The sequence below is a fragment of the Veillonella sp. CAG:933 genome (assembly GCF_000431435.1).
Lineage (GTDB): Bacteria > Bacillota > Negativicutes > Veillonellales > Veillonellaceae > Veillonella_A.
Genome location: NZ_HF986179.1, coordinates 2994 through 19482 on the forward strand (window position 1 = coordinate 2994; position 16489 = coordinate 19482).

Genomic DNA, 16489 nt, shown 5'->3' on the forward strand with positions numbered 1-16489 from the left:
ATGGAGCCGCTATGATTACGGACATTGTAGCCGGTAATCGGACGGATCGCATTGTTCGTTACGGCTATGACAGACTGCCCGTGTTCGGCCGCTTGGAAGATATGGATGACCGTGAAATAAAAGGCCTTATCCGTCAATTTACGTCGCTTGGCTATCTCGATTGTGCCACCGGGAAATATCCGATTTTAAGCATTACGCCGGCCGGCGAAGCAGTGCTTGACGGCAGTGCCAAGGTGACCGAAGTACGCCGTCAGCTAGTAAAAGTACGGCCTGACGGACCGCGTCAAAGGGCGGGGGCCGCGCACTTTGACGGCACCGGCAACAGCATGACCATGAAACGGCGGGCCTCGAATAAGCCTAATTTATTTGAAGCCTTACGCCAGCATCGCAAGACGCTGAGCGAACAGCTGAAAGTGCCGCCGTATTTGATTTTTCCCGACACGGTACTCATCGACATGGCGTCCATGAGACCGCAAACATTGGCGGATTTATATAAGATTAAAGGCATCGGCGAGGCGAAACTACAACGCTTCGGGCTGTCCTTTTTAAAAGTAATCAGTACATTCAGTGATTAAAGGAGACTATCATGAGTTCAGCAGATACTCAATACTTAGCGATTGTGGAACGCATTTTGAAGGATGGTTATTATGCCAATAACCGTACCGGCGTTCCTACGTATAAATTGCCGCACCAAATGATGCAATTCGATTTGAGCAAAGAATTCCCTATTTTGACGACTAAATTTGTGGCGTTCAAAACAGCTGTGAAAGAACTCTTGTGGATTTGGCAGAAGCAGAGCAATGATGTGAAAGAACTGCAAGCTATGGGCGTTCACGTATGGGATGAATGGATGCGTGAAGATGGCACTATCGGCAAAGCGTACGGCTATCAGTTGGCCAAATACAAGCAGGTGGATAATTTGCTCCGCATGATTAAGGAAGATCCGCAGAGCCGCCGCATGATTGTAACTTTGTGGAACATTGAAGATTTACCGGATATGGCGTTGCAACCTTGTGCTTATGAAACTTTGTGGGATGTGGAAGGTGACCATTTGAACTGTATGCTCGTACAGCGTAGCGGCGACATGGGCCTCGGCGTGCCGTTTAATATGACCCAATATGCCACCCTCGTCTACATGATTGCTCACGTAAGCGGTTTGAAACCGGGGCAATTTACCCATATTATCAACAACGCTCACATTTATGAAAATCATGTGGAAGCATTGAAGACACAACTCGCTCGCTTAGACGAAGCTAAACCGGCACCGTCTTTATGGATTAATGATAAGGTACAAAACTTTTATGACTTCACGGCTGATGATGTGAAGCTGGAAGGGTATGAGCATTTAGGAAAATTGCCGATGGAGGTGGCCGTATAATGTTAGCGATGATCGTGGCACGGGCGAAGCATAATGTGATTGGCAAAGACAATCAGCTTATTTGGCATTTGCCGAAAGATTTGCAGTATTTTAAAAAACTGACTACCGGTCATGTTATCATCATGGGCCGTAAGACCTTGGAATCGTTGCCGTTTTTACTCCCCAATCGTGAACATTGGGTAGTGACGCGTCAAACTGACTATGTACCGCCTTATGAAGGGGTGCGCGTATTTACATCACCGGAAGCGGCCGCGGCGGAAGCGGCTAAGCTCGATGTAGCCTATTGCATCGGCGGGGCGCAAATGTATGAATCCTTTATGCCTTATGCTGATGTTCTCTATGTTACGGAAATCGAGCATGAGTTTGAAGGGGATGCATATTTTCCGACTATTGATTTGAATGCCTTTGAAGTGGTAGAATCAATTCCCGGTGAAGTGGACGAGAAAAATCCATGGCCATTTAGTTTTGTAACGTATCGTCGAAAGGAGTAGTTCATGTTGGAAAAAATGTCCCAATATATTGCGGCCGAATTAGGAGTTAATCCTTGGCAGGTAAAGGTGGCCGTTGAATTATTGGATGAAGGGAACACGGTTCCTTTTATCGCCCGTTATCGTAAGGAAAAAACGGGGGAATTAAAAGATGAGCAACTTCGTGAAATCGAAGAACGCATTAAATATTTGCGCAATTTGGAACAGCGCCGTGAAGAAATTGTCCGTTCCATTACGGAGCAGGAAAAAATGACGCCTGAATTGGCCACGGCTATCGAAGGGGCTATGAAGCTCCAGGAATTGGAAGATTTATATTTGCCCTATCGCCCTAAGAAGCGTACCCGTGCCTCCATTGCTCGTGAACGGGGGTTAGAGTCGTTGGCACAATTAATGCTGGCTGATACTACCGAGGATACGACGAGCACGATTGAAAGCTTAACGGCTCCGTTCATAACGGAAGAAGTGCCTGACAGCGAGGCAGCCTTGCAAGGCGCTATGGACATTGTGGCGGAAGACGTAAGTGACCGTGCCGATTTTCGTGCGTATTTGCGTGATGCCATCTGGCGCCAAGGCAAAGTTAAAACCGTCATGGTAGGGGATGAAGAAACAGCGGAAACCGACGAAGTGCGTCAAGTGTTCTTGAAATATGCCGACTATGAAGAGCCGATTCATCAGTTGCCATCCCATCGTATTTTGGCTATTAATCGCGGTGAAAAATTAGGCGCTCTTAAAGTAACTTTGACCGCACCTGATGAAAAATATATCGAATACATGGTAAAGGCTATGCCGGAAACGGGCGTAGCGGCTTTAAAAGAATATAAAGCCATAGCGGTGGCCGATGCGTATAAACGCCTTATCTTCCCGGCCATGGAGCGCGAAATTCGCAAGACGTTGACGGAAAATGCCGATGAACAGGCTATTAAGGTATTCGGGACCAACCTTCGCAATCTCTTATTACAGCCACCGTTGGCGGGCCATGTAATTATGGGCCTCGATCCGGGCTATCGCATGGGTTGTAAAATGGCTGTTATTGATGCGCAAGGGAATGTGCTCGACCAAGGCATTTATCATTTGACATCCGGTGAGCGCGGTAAGGAAGCGGCTAAGAAAGATATGGCGGCCTGCATTCGTAAATGGAAAGTTACTTTGTTATCCATCGGTAACGGTACGGCTTCTTATGAAACAGAACAATTTGTTTCCCAATTGATTGAAGAAGAACAATTGGACTGCCACTATATCATTACCAATGAAGCGGGGGCTTCCGTTTATTCTGCTTCTAAATTGGCAATCGAAGAATTACCGGATCTTGATGTATCCATTCGTGGCGCCGTGTCCATTGCTCGTCGTGTACAGGATCCGTTGGCAGAATCTGTTAAAATCGACCCGAAATCCATCGGGGTCGGTCAGTACCAGCATGATGTTAATCAGAAGCAATTGAGTGAAACTTTGGACCAAGTGGTGGAAACGGTAGTAAACCATGTGGGGGTTGAACTCAATACGGCATCGCCGGCCATTTTGGAACATGTGGCAGGGATTTCCGGCGCCGTAGCTAACAACATCGTAACTTATCGTAAAGATAACGGTGTTTTTCACAATCGCAAAGAATTGTTAAAAGTTAAACGCTTGGGACCGGCGGCCTTTACGCAATGTGCCGGGTTCTTACGCATTAAGGACAGCGACAATCCGCTCGATAATACGCCGGTTCATCCGGAATCCTATGAGTTGGCGGAAACAATCATTAAGAATTTGGGTTACAACTTAGCGGACTTAAACGATAAAGTGAAACTGGCTGATTTCCATACGAAGCTGGCCTTGGTTGATGCGGAAACAGTTGCCAAAGAATTGGATGCCGGCGTGCCGACGGTGCGCGACATTTTGGACGCTTTGGCAAAACCGGGCCGCGACCCACGTGAAGATTTGCCGGCGCCAATGACGCGTAAACACATCATGAGCTTGGAAGATGTAAAGGTGGGAACCGTTGTAAAGGGGACGGTGCACAATGTGGTAGATTTCGGCGCCTTCGTTGACTTCGGTTTAAAAGTTAACGGTCTCTTGCATCGCAGCGAATTCTGTCGCCGTGACCAACATCCGTCCGATGTCTTGGCTGTAGGCGATATCATTGAAGCGGAAATTATTTCCGTTGAGCCGAAACGCAATCGTATTGGTCTCTCTATGAAGGCGTTACGTGATAAAGAAAAAGCCGCGGCTGCCGTAGCGGCCGGTGATGATTCACAGCAGAATAATCGCAATCGCGATAATCGTGGTAATCGCCGCGATAATCAAGGCGGTGAAAATCGCAATCGCAATAATCGTCGTGACGGACGCAATCAGGACCGTAATGCGGCTAATAACCGTGATGGTCGTCAAGGAGAGCGCCATAACCGCCGTAATGATGACCGGCGCAATCGCAACGATAATCGAGGCGGGCGCAACAACCAAAATCGTCAAAAACGCCATGAACCGGCGCCGTTTGAAAATAACAATATAACAATCGTATATAGTAAGAAAAAATAGGATAGTTTTTCATAAAGATAACCAAATTGGAAAAAATAGGGATTCTGATTTGGTTATCTTCTTTTGTTTGTGATATAATATTAGAATGCGCCGACGAAAATTAGACGAAAATAAGATTGATTTACATAAGGAGGACTCATATAGTTCATGCTTGAAAAATTTGAAGAATTACAGATTAGCGAGCCCATTTTACGGGCTTTAAATGATATGGGGTTTGAAGAACCTACACCGATTCAGAAGGAAGCAATTCCTGTGGCAATGAGCGGCTTAGACATGATTGGCCAGGCTCAGACCGGTACCGGTAAAACTGCCGCTTTCGGTATTCCTGCATTGGAACAGGTTGATGAAAATCTTCGTGCCGTACAGGTTTTAATTTTATCGCCAACCCGTGAATTGGCTATTCAAGTAGCGGAAGAACTCAACAAAATGGCACAGCACACTCATATCCAGGCCTTGCCTATCTACGGCGGTCAGGATATTCAGCGCCAATTCCGCAGCTTGCGCAAAAATCCTCAAATTATCGTCGCAACCCCGGGTCGTTTAATGGATCACATGGAACGCGGATCCATCAATTTTGATAACGTAAAAGTAATTGTCCTCGATGAAGCGGATGAAATGCTTAACATGGGTTTCATCGATGACATCAATAAAATTTTGGCAGCCGTGCCGGAACAACGTCAGACATTATTGTTCTCCGCCACCATGCCGCCGGCCATCCAGACTTTGGCTGAAAACTATTTAAAAGAACCGCGCCTCATTCGCATGAAACCGACGCAGGTTACTATGGACTTAATCGAACAGTACTACATCGAAGTACAGGATCGTCAGAAGTTCGATTTACTTTGTCGCTTACTCGACATGCAGGCACCTGACCTTGCCATCGTATTCGGTCGTACGAAACGCCGTGTTGACGAAGTAACGGAAGGTTTGAAAAAACGCGGTTACATGGCTGAAGGTATTCATGGTGATTTATCCCAGCAGAAACGTGACAGCGTAATTCGTCAGTTCCGTGAAGGGACTATCGATATCTTGGTAGCTACCGACGTAGCTGCTCGTGGTCTCGATATCAGCGGTGTAACTCATGTATATAACTATGACTTACCGCAAGACCCTGAAAGCTATGTTCACCGTGTAGGCCGTACCGGTCGTGCCGGTAAAGCAGGGATGGCGAACACGTTCGTTATTCCTCGTGAAATGGAACATTTACACGCTATTGAACGTTTGACTAAACGTAAAATTGCTCGTCGTAAAGCCCCGTCTTTAGGCGAAGTATTGGAAGGTCAACAGAAATTAGCCGTTCAGAGCTTAATCAATATGGCTGATGATACGGAAAACCTTAAAGAATATCGTGCCAGTGCGGAAGAATTATTGAATGATTTGGATTCCGTAACGTTGGTAGCGGCCGCTATTAAGTTATTGACTAAAGAACCGGATACGACACCGGTAAATATCACCGAAGAAGCACCTTTACGGGTTCGTAAAAAACGCTCTTTCGGTAAAGACGGCCGTCGTCGTGATGGTCAACGCAGCTCTCGCAGTTCCGACCGTCGCGGTGATCGCCGCAATGGTGAACGCAGTTTCCGTGACCGCAGTGGTCGTGATGATTCCCGTCGTGCCGGCGGCAATCGTTCCAAACGCCGCAATCCGGAAGGCCAAGGCCGTCGCGGTGGTCAGGAAGCACATAAGAGCGGTGCCTTTAAACCGTACTTCAAAGACTAATCCTACCATATATAATTAGATTTGATGAGCGGTTATCTTGCCAAAGTATACTAAATTTGCTATAATTACTTAACCAATAATTGTTATTGGTTAGAATTGATATTCTAGTTAAAGCAACTTAGCTGCAGGCAACGTGCAGAGTTGCACGAAACACTTTTAAATCCGAGTGGAGAGAGGATTGATTGCTATGGATATTGCACAAAAACTGCGTTCCGAAGGTTACAAAGTAACCCCTCAACGTATTGCGATTTACCAAGTGCTTTATGGTCAAAATGAGCATCCAACGGCGGAAATGATTTATCAGAGTTTACGCCAAGATCATCCTACCATGAGTTTAGCAACCGTATATAAGACGATGGAAATTTTTGAAAAAATCGGTCTTGTAAAAGTTCTTGATATTGGTGATGATTCCAGCCGCTATGACTGGGATACTCATAACCACCCTCATATGCGTTGCAGCGTATGTAATCGCGTTGATGATTTGCACGATATGAATATGGAAGATACCTTAGCTGAAGTCGAAGCATTGAGTCACTACAAAGTGACCGGCCAGCAAATTACGTTTGAAGGTATTTGCCCTGACTGTTTGCGTAAAGGAACCCATTAAACAAAAAGAGCCGCAAGGCTCTTTTTTTGTTGTTAAAATATAGGATGGCTGTCAATGTTTGGCTGTGAACTTAGAATTTAGGCAAGTAATCAGTAATTTGTTATATAATAAAAGTATCGGTGTTAAATTATATACTGTATACTCGCGGCGGAATTTTAGGCCGTTGTACTATAAATTGTAAAATTGTAATTTTAATTATTAAATAGATTTAAAATAAAGGAGCGTTCAATGTTAACTATCGGATGTCATTTATCGATCAGCAAAGGCTATTTACATATGGGTAAAGAGGCTTTAAGCCTTGGGGCCAATACATTTCAGTACTTTACACGCAATCCGCGCGGCGGCAAGGCCCGCACGTTTGACGAAGCGGATATGAAAGCATTGGAAGCTTTTATGGCGGAGCATAACTTCGGCAAAATTTTAGGTCATGCACCGTATACGTTAAATGCTTGTGCTGCGGATCCGTCCCTGCGTCAGTTTGCTAAAAACATGATGCGCGAAGATTTAGAGCGTTTGGAATTTTTGCCGAATCAATTATATAATTTTCATCCCGGCAGCCATGTCAAACAAGGTGTTGATCAGGGCATTGAATATATTGTGGAAGCCCTCAATGAAGTCATGTTTGAAGGCATGCACACTACCGTATTGTTAGAAACTATGGCCGGCAAAGGGACTGAAGTGGGGCGCACCTTTGAAGAAATTGCCCGAATCATTGATGGCGTGAAGTTGAAAGATTATATCGGTGTCTGCATGGATACCTGCCATATTCACGAAGGGGATTATGATATTATCGGCGACTTGGATGGTGTTATGGAATCTTTTGACAAAATCGTCGGTCTCGACCGTTTACATGCCATTCATTTGAATGATTCTAAAAATCCGCGGGGTGCCCATAAAGACCGTCATGAAAAAATCGGTGAAGGTCATATCGGTTTGGAGGCGATTACGAAGGTAATCAATCATCCGGCACTGCGCAATTTACCGTTCTATTTGGAAACACCGAATGAATTGGATGGTTATGCGAAGGAAATTGCCTTGTTGCGCAGCGTTTATAAAGAAGCGTAAGGTATAAGATGTTTAGTTTTTTCAAAATCTCTATAAAAAGGGAGCCTATAGAGAAATTCAGTGTTTAGCGTGTTTTGAAGAGGGATACTATGCGGATATTACACACCGGTGATTGGCATTTAGGCCGAATTTTTTATGCCCGCCATCTTACGAATGACCAGGCCTATGTACTGGAGCACCAATTTTTCAAGCTGCTGAAAGACGCAAAGATAGATGCCGTTGTTATTGCGGGCGATGTATTTGATCGCGCCGTGCCGCCTGTGGAAGCGGTGGAATTATGGGATATGGTGATTACTAAGTTGGCCTTGGATTATAAAATTCCGACGCTGGTTATCGGCGGTAATCATGACAGTGCGGAGCGCCTCGACATGGGCCGTGATTTGTATTCTAGATCACACGTTCATGTGTGGGGGCGGATGGACCGCAGTTTAGAGCCCCTCTATTTGGAAGACGGGTATGGCGAGATTGCCTTTTGTCCTATGCCATTTACGGAACCGCGCACAGTTTTGACCAATTTATTGGAAACGGTTCCGGCGAAGCAGCGTTTGGATGAGTGGCAAAATCTCGCGGTAGCCTATGGCGAAACCTATGCGGCTTGGGCCGATTATTTGCGTAGCCTCGTGCCGCAAGGAATGCGTACGGTCGGCATGGCTCATACTATGGTGGCCGGCAGTATTACCAGTGAATCAGAACGACCTTTGGTAATTGGCGGTACCGCTAATGTGGGGGTCGACGTATTTGCGCCGTTTAATTATACGGCCTTGGGACATATTCACCGGCCGCAACGCATGGGGACCGATAACATTCGCTATAGCGGGTCCCTATTAAAATATTCCTTTGATGAGGCGAATCATAATAAGTCATTTACCATTGTTGATATGGATGCAAAGGGCCACTGCCAAATTGAACAGGTTGGTATCGAAGCGCAACATGATGTAGCCATTGTTAAAGGCAATTTTAATGATATTTTGCAAGATACGGCACTTCATGAAACTTACAAAGATACGTATTTACAAGTTGAACTGGCGGATACGGAACCGGTTATCGACGGCATGGCACGCTTGCGTGACGTTTTTCCATACGCCATGTCCTTGGAGCTTACGGGCCGTATGCAGGCGGAACTGACTGCCGACAATCGCGTAAATTATAAAGAATTATCAGAGCGTGAATTATTTGAAGATTTTGCTTTGGCCGTTCGTAATGAGCCGTTAAGTGACGAGGAGAAGGAATTTATGAACTCTCTTTGGGAACGTTTGATTAAGGAGGACTGACATGAGACCTTTAACTTTAACGATGACGGCGTTTGGTCCTTACGCGGATACGGTTCACTTGGACTTTGCTGATTTGAAAGAAGAAAGTTTATTCCTTATTACGGGGCCGACAGGAGCCGGTAAAACAAGCATTCTAGATGCCATGGTTTATGCTTTGTTCGGCGAATCCAGTGGCGGTTTGCGCAGCGGCACAAGCATGCGCAGTGATTACGCTTCACCGGAAACATTGACGAAAGTTACCTTTACGTTTTCAGTAGGTGATGGTCAATATAAGATTGAACGGTGTCCGAAACAAAAGGTAAAGAAACGACGCGGTGAAGGCTTTCGCGAGCAGGCTGCCGTAGCGTCATTAGCCGTTTTAGAAGATGGCGAATGGCAGGAATTCAGCAGTCGCGCCAATGATATTAAGGAAAAGGTACATGAGATTCTGGGCTTTAGAGCGGAACAGTTTTTGCAAGTCGTATTACTGCCTCAAGGGGAATTTCGTAAACTCCTGGTAGCCCCTACTTCAGAGCGTGAAACGCTGATGCACAGTCTCTTTCGGACTGAAATATATGCCCGTTTGCAGGACATGCTCAAAGAAGAACATGACAAAGTATATGCATCGGCGCGTGAGGTGGTGGACCGTCAACGGTATTTATTGAGTACAGAGGGCGTAAAGACTGAAACAGATTTGCGTGAAAAATTGAGTAGTGCCGAAGCGGAACAAACTAAAGCGGCCGGCATCCTGGCAGAGGCGCAAGCCAATCAGGTAAAAATTTTGGCTGACTATGAATTAGGGGAAAAGCGCCAAACATTAGGCGCCACCATTAATGAAAAACAAGCGGAGCTCGCTGATTTGATGAAACAAGCAGAATCTGTTAATGGATCACGACAAATCATAGAGCGTTTGGAACAAGTGACGCCGATTTTTCAGAAAGAAACGGAACGGGCAAAACTAGAAGCTAAAAAGCAGCAACTTACCGATGATTTAATAGCTGCGCGGACCGATAAAGAGGCACTCCTGAAAACCGGGGAGACGCTAACTGCTACGAAGGCATCCTTGGCAGAGCGTAAACCTATGAGTGAAACCTATCGTTTGGATATTCACAAGGCCGGCGAGATTAAAGCGCATTTTGATGCTATCACCTTACTTCAGACTGAATTAAAACAGCTTGGGGAAGACGTTGAAAATGCGGAAAAGGCGGTAAAGGCGGCGAATGAACTTTTAAAAACTAAGCTGGAAGAAGCGGATACAACCGGTAAGAGTGTGGAAGAACTTCGGAAGGCTTTAGGTAATCAGAGTCAACTCATGAAGGAACGTGAGGCTGTTTTGACGGCTGTTCAACTGGGTGAAAAAGCAACGCAGTTAATAGAAGAGCGGGCAGCGGCCAAAGTACAAGCGGCTAACACGCGTCATGCCTATGAAGAAGCTAAGCAGCAGGAAGAATTAGCTTTCATGGAGCGAGCGCATCAGGAAAATCTGTGCCGGCAATTTGCGGCAGCGGGATTAGCGGTCGCTTTGAAGACCCATGAAGCCTGTCCGGTTTGCGGATCTACGGACCATCCTCACAAAGCGGTTTTGCCTGATGAATACTCGGAAGAAGCCATGATGAACGCGGAAAAAGCGTATAGTAAAGCGTTACAAGAAACATCCGCCCGGGCGGAACGACAGAGCGCGGCTGCCGAGCAATGGACTCGTGCCGATGAGGCGGTCAAAGAAAGTGAAAGGGCTATAGCAGCCTGGTTGGCTGAACATAGTGATATAGATATAAAATCAACGGTTGCTTGTGAGTTTTTGGCAGAAGCGGACAGTGTTAAAACTATTCTGAATCAGCGTAGTCAAGCCTTAGCCGTAAAAGAGAAGAAAGTCACACAATTGAATGATACCCTTGCAGTTTTAAATAATACTATCGAGACCATTCGCATAGAATTGAAAGAGAAAGAAACAAGCTATCAGGATGCGCGCACGAAGCTCGTAGGCAAGCAGGAAGGTTTGGCTCTTCATCAAGAGGCGGTAAAAGCGATAGATAAGGTTTCTTGGGCGAAAGAATTACAAGCTAAAGAGACGTGGCTCGCCACTTTTGAAAAGGAACAGCTTCAATTTGAAGAAGCGGAGCGGGATTATTTACAGGCCAAGAGCTCAAATGAAACGACTATTATAAATTTAGAAAAACAGCAACGGGAAACGATGCACGAGGTTACGGTTAAAGATCAAGAGATTGAAGCGGAACTTCGCCGGTCGAAATTGAGTGACGCTGATTTGTTGGAGCTTCGGCCGATGGTGGCACGCAAGACGGAATTCGTAACAACTGTCAAGAATTATGATGCGGCAGTGGACCGCGTACAAACTTTGCTGACGGCGGCTTCCAATGATTTGGCGTCGTTGGCAGAACCGTCCATGGTTGTAACGAAAGAAATGAAGGACGAAGCATCAGTCATCTATGAAAATGCTGTGCGTAACGAAACGAAGGCAGCGGAGACGGTTCGTCATCTCGAGGAAGTTTTAGCCGAATACAGTAAATTAGTGGCCGATAATGCGGCGATAACCGAACGATTTACGTTTATTAATAATCTCTATGAGCTTGCTAATGGCGGCAATGCCGGGCAAAAAGGGGTAACCTTTGAACGCTATGTATTGGGGGCTATTTTGGAAGAAGTGGTGGTAGCCGCCAATGTGCGGCTANNNNTGGTAGCCGCCAATGTGCGGCTACGTCAGATGAGCCGAGGGCGCTATGAATTGCGACGCGCTCAGGCGGACAGTGTCAGTCGCGGCCATCGTGGCCTTGATCTGTCGGTGCTCGATACCTATACGGGTTATGAACGGCCGGCTAATACCTTGTCCGGCGGTGAAACCTTCCTTGCTTCTTTGTCGCTGGCTATGGGTTTAGCCGATATTATTCAAGCCTATGCCGGTGGGATTCACTTGGATACGATTTTCATTGATGAAGGCTTTGGGACTTTGGATCCGGATACGCTCGATATTGCCATGGAAACCTTGGTGGAATTGCAAAAATCGGGTCGCCTGGTTGGTATTATTTCTCATGTGCCTGAATTGAAGGGGCGCATACCGGCCCATTTGGTTGTGGAAGCTACCAATAAGGGCAGTACGGCTCACTTTTTAGTACCGTAGATATACGGGCGAAGAAAATGGGTAGCCCTATGCGTGTTGAAAGTGATACATCATATAGTAGTTTGTCATATTGTTACTTCATCATATAGCAATATATCGAGATTTATGATACTATTAAATAGCAGTATTAAATATTTTGAGCAGTAAACTTTGAAATAGAAAATTAAATAAGTTCGTATGACTTTTTATGTGATGAGAGGAGATTACAAACATGAAATTTACAATGGTACATAATAATTTTAATGTTCGTGATTTAGATAAAAGCATTAAATTTTACGAAGACGCTTTAGGTTTAAAACCGGGTCGTCGCATTGAGCCGGCTGACGGTTCTTTTAAAATCGTATATTTGGAAGACGGCAGCAGTAATCATCAGTTGGAATTGACATGGTTACGTGATTGGGATCGCCCGTATAATTTAGGTGATAACGAATTCCATTTGGCATTCGTTGTTGATGATTATGAAGGGGCTTTCAAAAAACACAAAGAAATGGGTTGTGTTGTGTATGAAAACCCTAACATGGGCATTTACTTCATTGCCGATCCGGATGGTTATTGGTTGGAAGTAATTCCGGCAACTCGTTAATTAGAAGTAATAGTAGTTATTTCGTTAATTTGCGGTATAATGGTTGAAGCGCTAATTTGTGAATCGTTGAATTCGTACTCTATGATGCGGTTTTTGACGAAAATATATTAGCGCCAACTTATTTTTAAAACGCTGTTGCCTAAGAGCGGCAGCTTGTAGTAGTCACTTTGGTGGCAGTCAGTAAAAAGTGTATTATTGATGGGAGATTTGAATGGAACACATGTTTACCCGCTTAGAATGGCTGGTAGGAAAAGAAAAATTAGAAAATTTGGGTACTAAATCGGTAGCCTTGTTTGGTTGCGGCGGTGTAGGCGGTTTTGCCATGGAAGCATTAGTGCGCACCGGTATCGGTCGTTTAGTTTTGATTGACGGCGATAAAGTTACGGTAAGTAATTTGAACCGTCAGCTTATTGCGACGCAGGAAACTATCGGTCGTCGTAAGGTTGAAGTGGCCAAAGAGCGCGCTTTGTCGATTCGACCTGATATGCAGGTAGATACTTACGATATCGTATATACCAAGGAAGCGTATCCTGATTTTATCAAGGACATTAAGGTAGATTTTGTAATCGATGCGATTGACATGGTAACGGCTAAATTGGCGATTATTGAAAACTGTCAGGAATTAGGTATTCCTTGTATTTCGTCAATGGGCACGGGTAATAAGATGCATCCGGGATTACTTCGCATTTCCGATATCAGCAAAACTCACACCTGTCCTTTGGCCAAAGTTATTCGCCGCGAATTGCGCAAACGCGGAATCAAGAAACAGACCGTAGTTTTTTCCACTGAAAAGCCGATGACGCCGACTCGTGATGACGATTCACGCAGTCCCGGCTCTTGCGGTTTCGTACCATCCGTAGCGGGTCTTATGTTGTCGAGTTATGTACTGCGTACATTGTTGGAGGTAGAATAGCATGAAAAAAGCGATTATCCATATGGAAAAAGGCGATATTACGATTGAATTATTTGCAAAAGAAGCACCGGGTACGGTTGCTAATTTTGAAAAATTAATCAAAGAAGGTTTTTACGACGGCCTTACATTTCATCGTGTAATTCCGGGCTTCGTAGCCCAAGGCGGTTGTCCTAACGGCAACGGTACGGGTGGTCCCGGTTACACCATTAAAGATGAATTGATCGGTAATCCGCACAAACATGAACGCGGTGCCTTGTCCATGGCTCACCGCGGTCCGAATACAGGGGGCAGTCAGTTCTTTATCGTGTATGAACCACAACCTCATTTGGATGGTGTTCACACTGTATTTGGTAAAGTAATTGAAGGTATGGATGTAGTAGATGGCATTCAGCAAGGCGACCGTATGGTTAAGGTTGAAGTTGTAGAAGACTAAGCTTAATCGTAGGTCTATGTATAGAAGGTCACTATTACAATAATTTTATATGTTAAATCAAGTTGATGTAATAGAGGATTGAGTAATATATGGAGAGTTTGACACTCAAACATCCTGAATGGTTGCAGGTGAAAAAAGACGGCCGTTTTTCTTACGGTTATAACCAAGAATGGTATCATGATGATTGGCAGCGTTTATCCGGGTGCGGCCCGACGACGGCTACACAGGTAATCAGCTACGTGCAGTTCCGGGACGGTTTGCTCGATAGTACGACCAGTAATGATGGCGAAGCTGCTTTAAAGCGCATGGAAGAATTGTTTCAATATGTGCGTCCCCGCATCGGTGGCGGTTTGTATAAAACACAGTGGTTTCAGGAAGGTCTGAATGACTATTGTGAAAAGAAAGAATTGCCTTACACCGTGAAGATGATGGGGGTTTACCCCTTTGCTGTATGTCGTCAACCGTTGCAGCAGGTAGTAAACTTTATTAAACAGGGGCTCGGCAGTGATTCGCCGGTTGCTTTTTTGAATCGTCATCGCGGTAATGAAAAAGGCTTGTCCACATGGCATTGGGTTCCTATCGTAAAATTGACGGAAAACAATGATGATGTGCGTTGCGTAGTATACGATGAAGAAATTGAACGCATTTTTTCACTGAAAAGATGGTTACAAGATACCATGTTGGGCGGCGGTTTCGCCTATGCCGTACGTAAGCAACAGTAATTGGCTATAGAAAGCTGCAATTATCAAGGGGTGCTTGTGAATATCAAGTCCGGCTATGATTGCCGAGTATGATTGTGGTTACGAAGGCAGCTTGCAATTATTAAGGGGTGGAGTTTTCAAATTTGTATTCACTGATTTGGTAGGATTAGTGCTTGTTAATCGATTAGGAGGTTACCAATGGCAGATTGGATTACAGAAAATCAGTCCGCTCATTTGAAATTGAGCGCAGAAATCGATAAAGTTTTATATTCCGGACAATCGGAATTTCAGAAAATTGAAGTGGTTCACAGCTTAGAATATGGCACTATGTTGTCCTTGGATGGCGTGTTCCAAGCATCGGAGCGGGAAGAGTTTATCTATCATGAAATGATGTCCCATGTTCCTTTGTTCTTGCATCCGAACCCAAAACATGTTTTGATCATCGGCGGCGGTGACGGTGGTGTAGCCAGAGAATGCGTACGCCATGATTGCGTTGAAACCGTAACCATGATTGAAATTGACGGCAAAGTAGTAGAGCTTGCCAAAGAATATTTGCCGACCATTGCCGATGCCATGATTCGCAAAGATCCAAAACTCACAGTAACTATTGGTGACGGCATTGGTTTTATGGCTGAGGCTGAAAATAAATACGACGTAATCATCGTAGATTGCTCCGACCCAATCGGACCGGGGGAAGGTTTATTTACCGATGAATTCTATGCCAATACGTATAAGGCTTTAAAAGAAGATGGTCTTTTTGTGCAACAAACTGAATCACCTATGATGCATCAGCCGCTGGTTGAAAAAGTATTCGGCTATGTTTCGAATCACTTCCCGATTGCCCGTCTTTATACGGCGTTTATTCCAATCTATCCAACCGGGATGCATTGCTTCACTATGGGTTCGAAGAAATATGACCCATTAACATGGGAAGCTAATCGTGAACAGACGTTTACAACTAAATACTATAATGAGGGGATACAAAAGGCGGCATTTGCATTGCCTAATTTTGTAAAAGATTATTTAATCAAAAAATAACTAGTTAATTAAAAATAATAGTTGACAGTATCCCTCGGAGAATGATACAATATCATTCGTTACGGGGGATACTTTCCTCTGTATGTTCCACAGTGGTGGGTATGGTGAAGCGGTTAACACGGCGGATTGTGGCTCCGTTACGCGTGGGTTCGATCCCCACTACTCACCCCACTTAGGGGCGTCGCCAAGTGGTAAGGCAATGGACTTTGACTCCATTATGCGCTGGTTCGATCCCAGCCGCCCCTGCCATTGCATGACTCATTAGCTCAGTTGGTAGAGCACCTGACTTTTAATCAGGGTGTCCCGCGTTCGAGTCGCGGATGAGTCACCATTTAAAAGCATCGTCATTGCGACGATGCTTTTTCTCTATCTTTAACAGCTTGTTACAACAGCTAATGAAACTATTAACAGTTATCTTGGGGATGCCTGAGTGACGAACACTGTAATTAAACTGTAAAGCCTTATTTTATGCGGCTTTTCGGCTAGTGGTGTAAAAATAGTAAAAAAGTTGTAAAAAAGTGGTTGACATAATCCTCTATCACTGATAGAATGATTAAGTCGTCAGGCGATGAAAGTTAAAAAACCTGACACGCAGATCTTTGAAAACTGAACAATATAAGGTAATCATTTTTAATGAAATGAACATAGCCAGAGTGCGGGTTTCGAC

14 protein-coding genes and 3 tRNA genes are annotated in these 16489 nt (G+C 44.9%); all 17 read left to right on the forward strand.

Features of this window, described 5'->3' with window-relative positions; translation table 11 throughout:
• The coding region (locus QZL64_RS04195; protein WP_296309302.1) for an HRDC domain-containing protein at positions 1-575 on the forward strand (575 nt) is incomplete at its 5' end.
• An 11-nt stretch (positions 576-586) separates the two neighbouring features.
• Positions 587-1378 (forward strand): thymidylate synthase, encoded by a 792-nt coding sequence (locus QZL64_RS04200; protein ID WP_021840752.1) that lies wholly within the window; start codon positions 587-589, stop codon positions 1376-1378.
• The gene (locus QZL64_RS04205; protein ID WP_021840753.1) at positions 1378-1869 is read left to right on the forward strand and encodes a dihydrofolate reductase; all 492 of its coding nucleotides are present in this window, start codon (positions 1378-1380) and stop codon (positions 1867-1869) included. The genes QZL64_RS04200 and QZL64_RS04205 overlap by 1 nt, the downstream gene beginning before the upstream one ends.
• Positions 1870-1872: 3 nt before the next feature.
• Entirely contained in the window at positions 1873-4380 is a 2508-nt protein-coding gene (locus QZL64_RS04210) for a Tex family protein (protein ID WP_021840754.1), read from the forward strand.
• A 147-nt stretch (positions 4381-4527) separates the two neighbouring features.
• Positions 4528-6099 (forward strand): DEAD/DEAH box helicase, encoded by a 1572-nt coding sequence (locus tag QZL64_RS04215; RefSeq protein WP_021840755.1) that lies wholly within the window; start codon positions 4528-4530, stop codon positions 6097-6099.
• A 187-nt stretch (positions 6100-6286) separates the two neighbouring features.
• Complete coding sequence (locus QZL64_RS04220; RefSeq protein WP_021840756.1) at positions 6287-6706, forward strand: Fur family transcriptional regulator; 420 nt, start codon at positions 6287-6289, stop codon at positions 6704-6706.
• 228 nt (positions 6707-6934) lie between these two features.
• On the forward strand, positions 6935-7771 hold the full coding sequence (locus QZL64_RS04225; protein ID WP_021840757.1) for a deoxyribonuclease IV: 837 nt from the start codon (positions 6935-6937) through the stop codon (positions 7769-7771).
• Positions 7772-7860: 89 nt separating this feature from the next.
• Positions 7861-9042, forward strand: a complete 1182-nt coding sequence (locus QZL64_RS04230) for an exonuclease SbcCD subunit D (protein WP_021840758.1) — start codon at positions 7861-7863, stop codon at positions 9040-9042.
• Position 9043: 1 nt separating this feature from the next.
• Entirely contained in the window at positions 9044-12154 is a 3111-nt protein-coding gene (locus QZL64_RS04235) for an AAA family ATPase (RefSeq protein ID WP_021840759.1), read from the forward strand.
• Between the two features lie 211 nt (positions 12155-12365).
• Positions 12366-12737 carry a VOC family protein gene (locus QZL64_RS04240; protein WP_021840760.1) on the forward strand — a complete coding sequence of 124 codons (372 nt, stop codon included), beginning with the start codon at positions 12366-12368 and terminating at the stop codon, positions 12735-12737.
• A 211-nt stretch (positions 12738-12948) separates the two neighbouring features.
• Complete coding sequence (locus QZL64_RS04245; protein WP_021840761.1) at positions 12949-13650, forward strand: tRNA threonylcarbamoyladenosine dehydratase; 702 nt, start codon at positions 12949-12951, stop codon at positions 13648-13650.
• A 1-nt stretch (position 13651) separates the two neighbouring features.
• Complete coding sequence (locus QZL64_RS04250; RefSeq protein ID WP_021840762.1) at positions 13652-14083, forward strand: peptidylprolyl isomerase; 432 nt, start codon at positions 13652-13654, stop codon at positions 14081-14083.
• Between the two features lie 89 nt (positions 14084-14172).
• A complete protein-coding gene (locus tag QZL64_RS04255) occupies positions 14173-14805 on the forward strand; it encodes a hypothetical protein (RefSeq protein WP_021840763.1) in 633 nt (210 codons plus the stop codon).
• Between the two features lie 177 nt (positions 14806-14982).
• Complete coding sequence (speE, locus tag QZL64_RS04260; protein ID WP_021840764.1) at positions 14983-15822, forward strand: polyamine aminopropyltransferase; 840 nt, start codon at positions 14983-14985, stop codon at positions 15820-15822.
• Positions 15823-15917: 95 nt separating this feature from the next.
• Positions 15918-15993, forward strand: a tRNA-His gene (locus tag QZL64_RS04265).
• A gap of 3 nt (positions 15994-15996) precedes the next feature.
• A tRNA-Gln gene (locus QZL64_RS04270) sits at positions 15997-16071 on the forward strand.
• A 6-nt stretch (positions 16072-16077) separates the two neighbouring features.
• Positions 16078-16153: transfer RNA gene (locus QZL64_RS04275), tRNA-Lys, on the forward strand.
• The last annotated feature ends 336 nt before the right edge of the window (positions 16154-16489 follow it).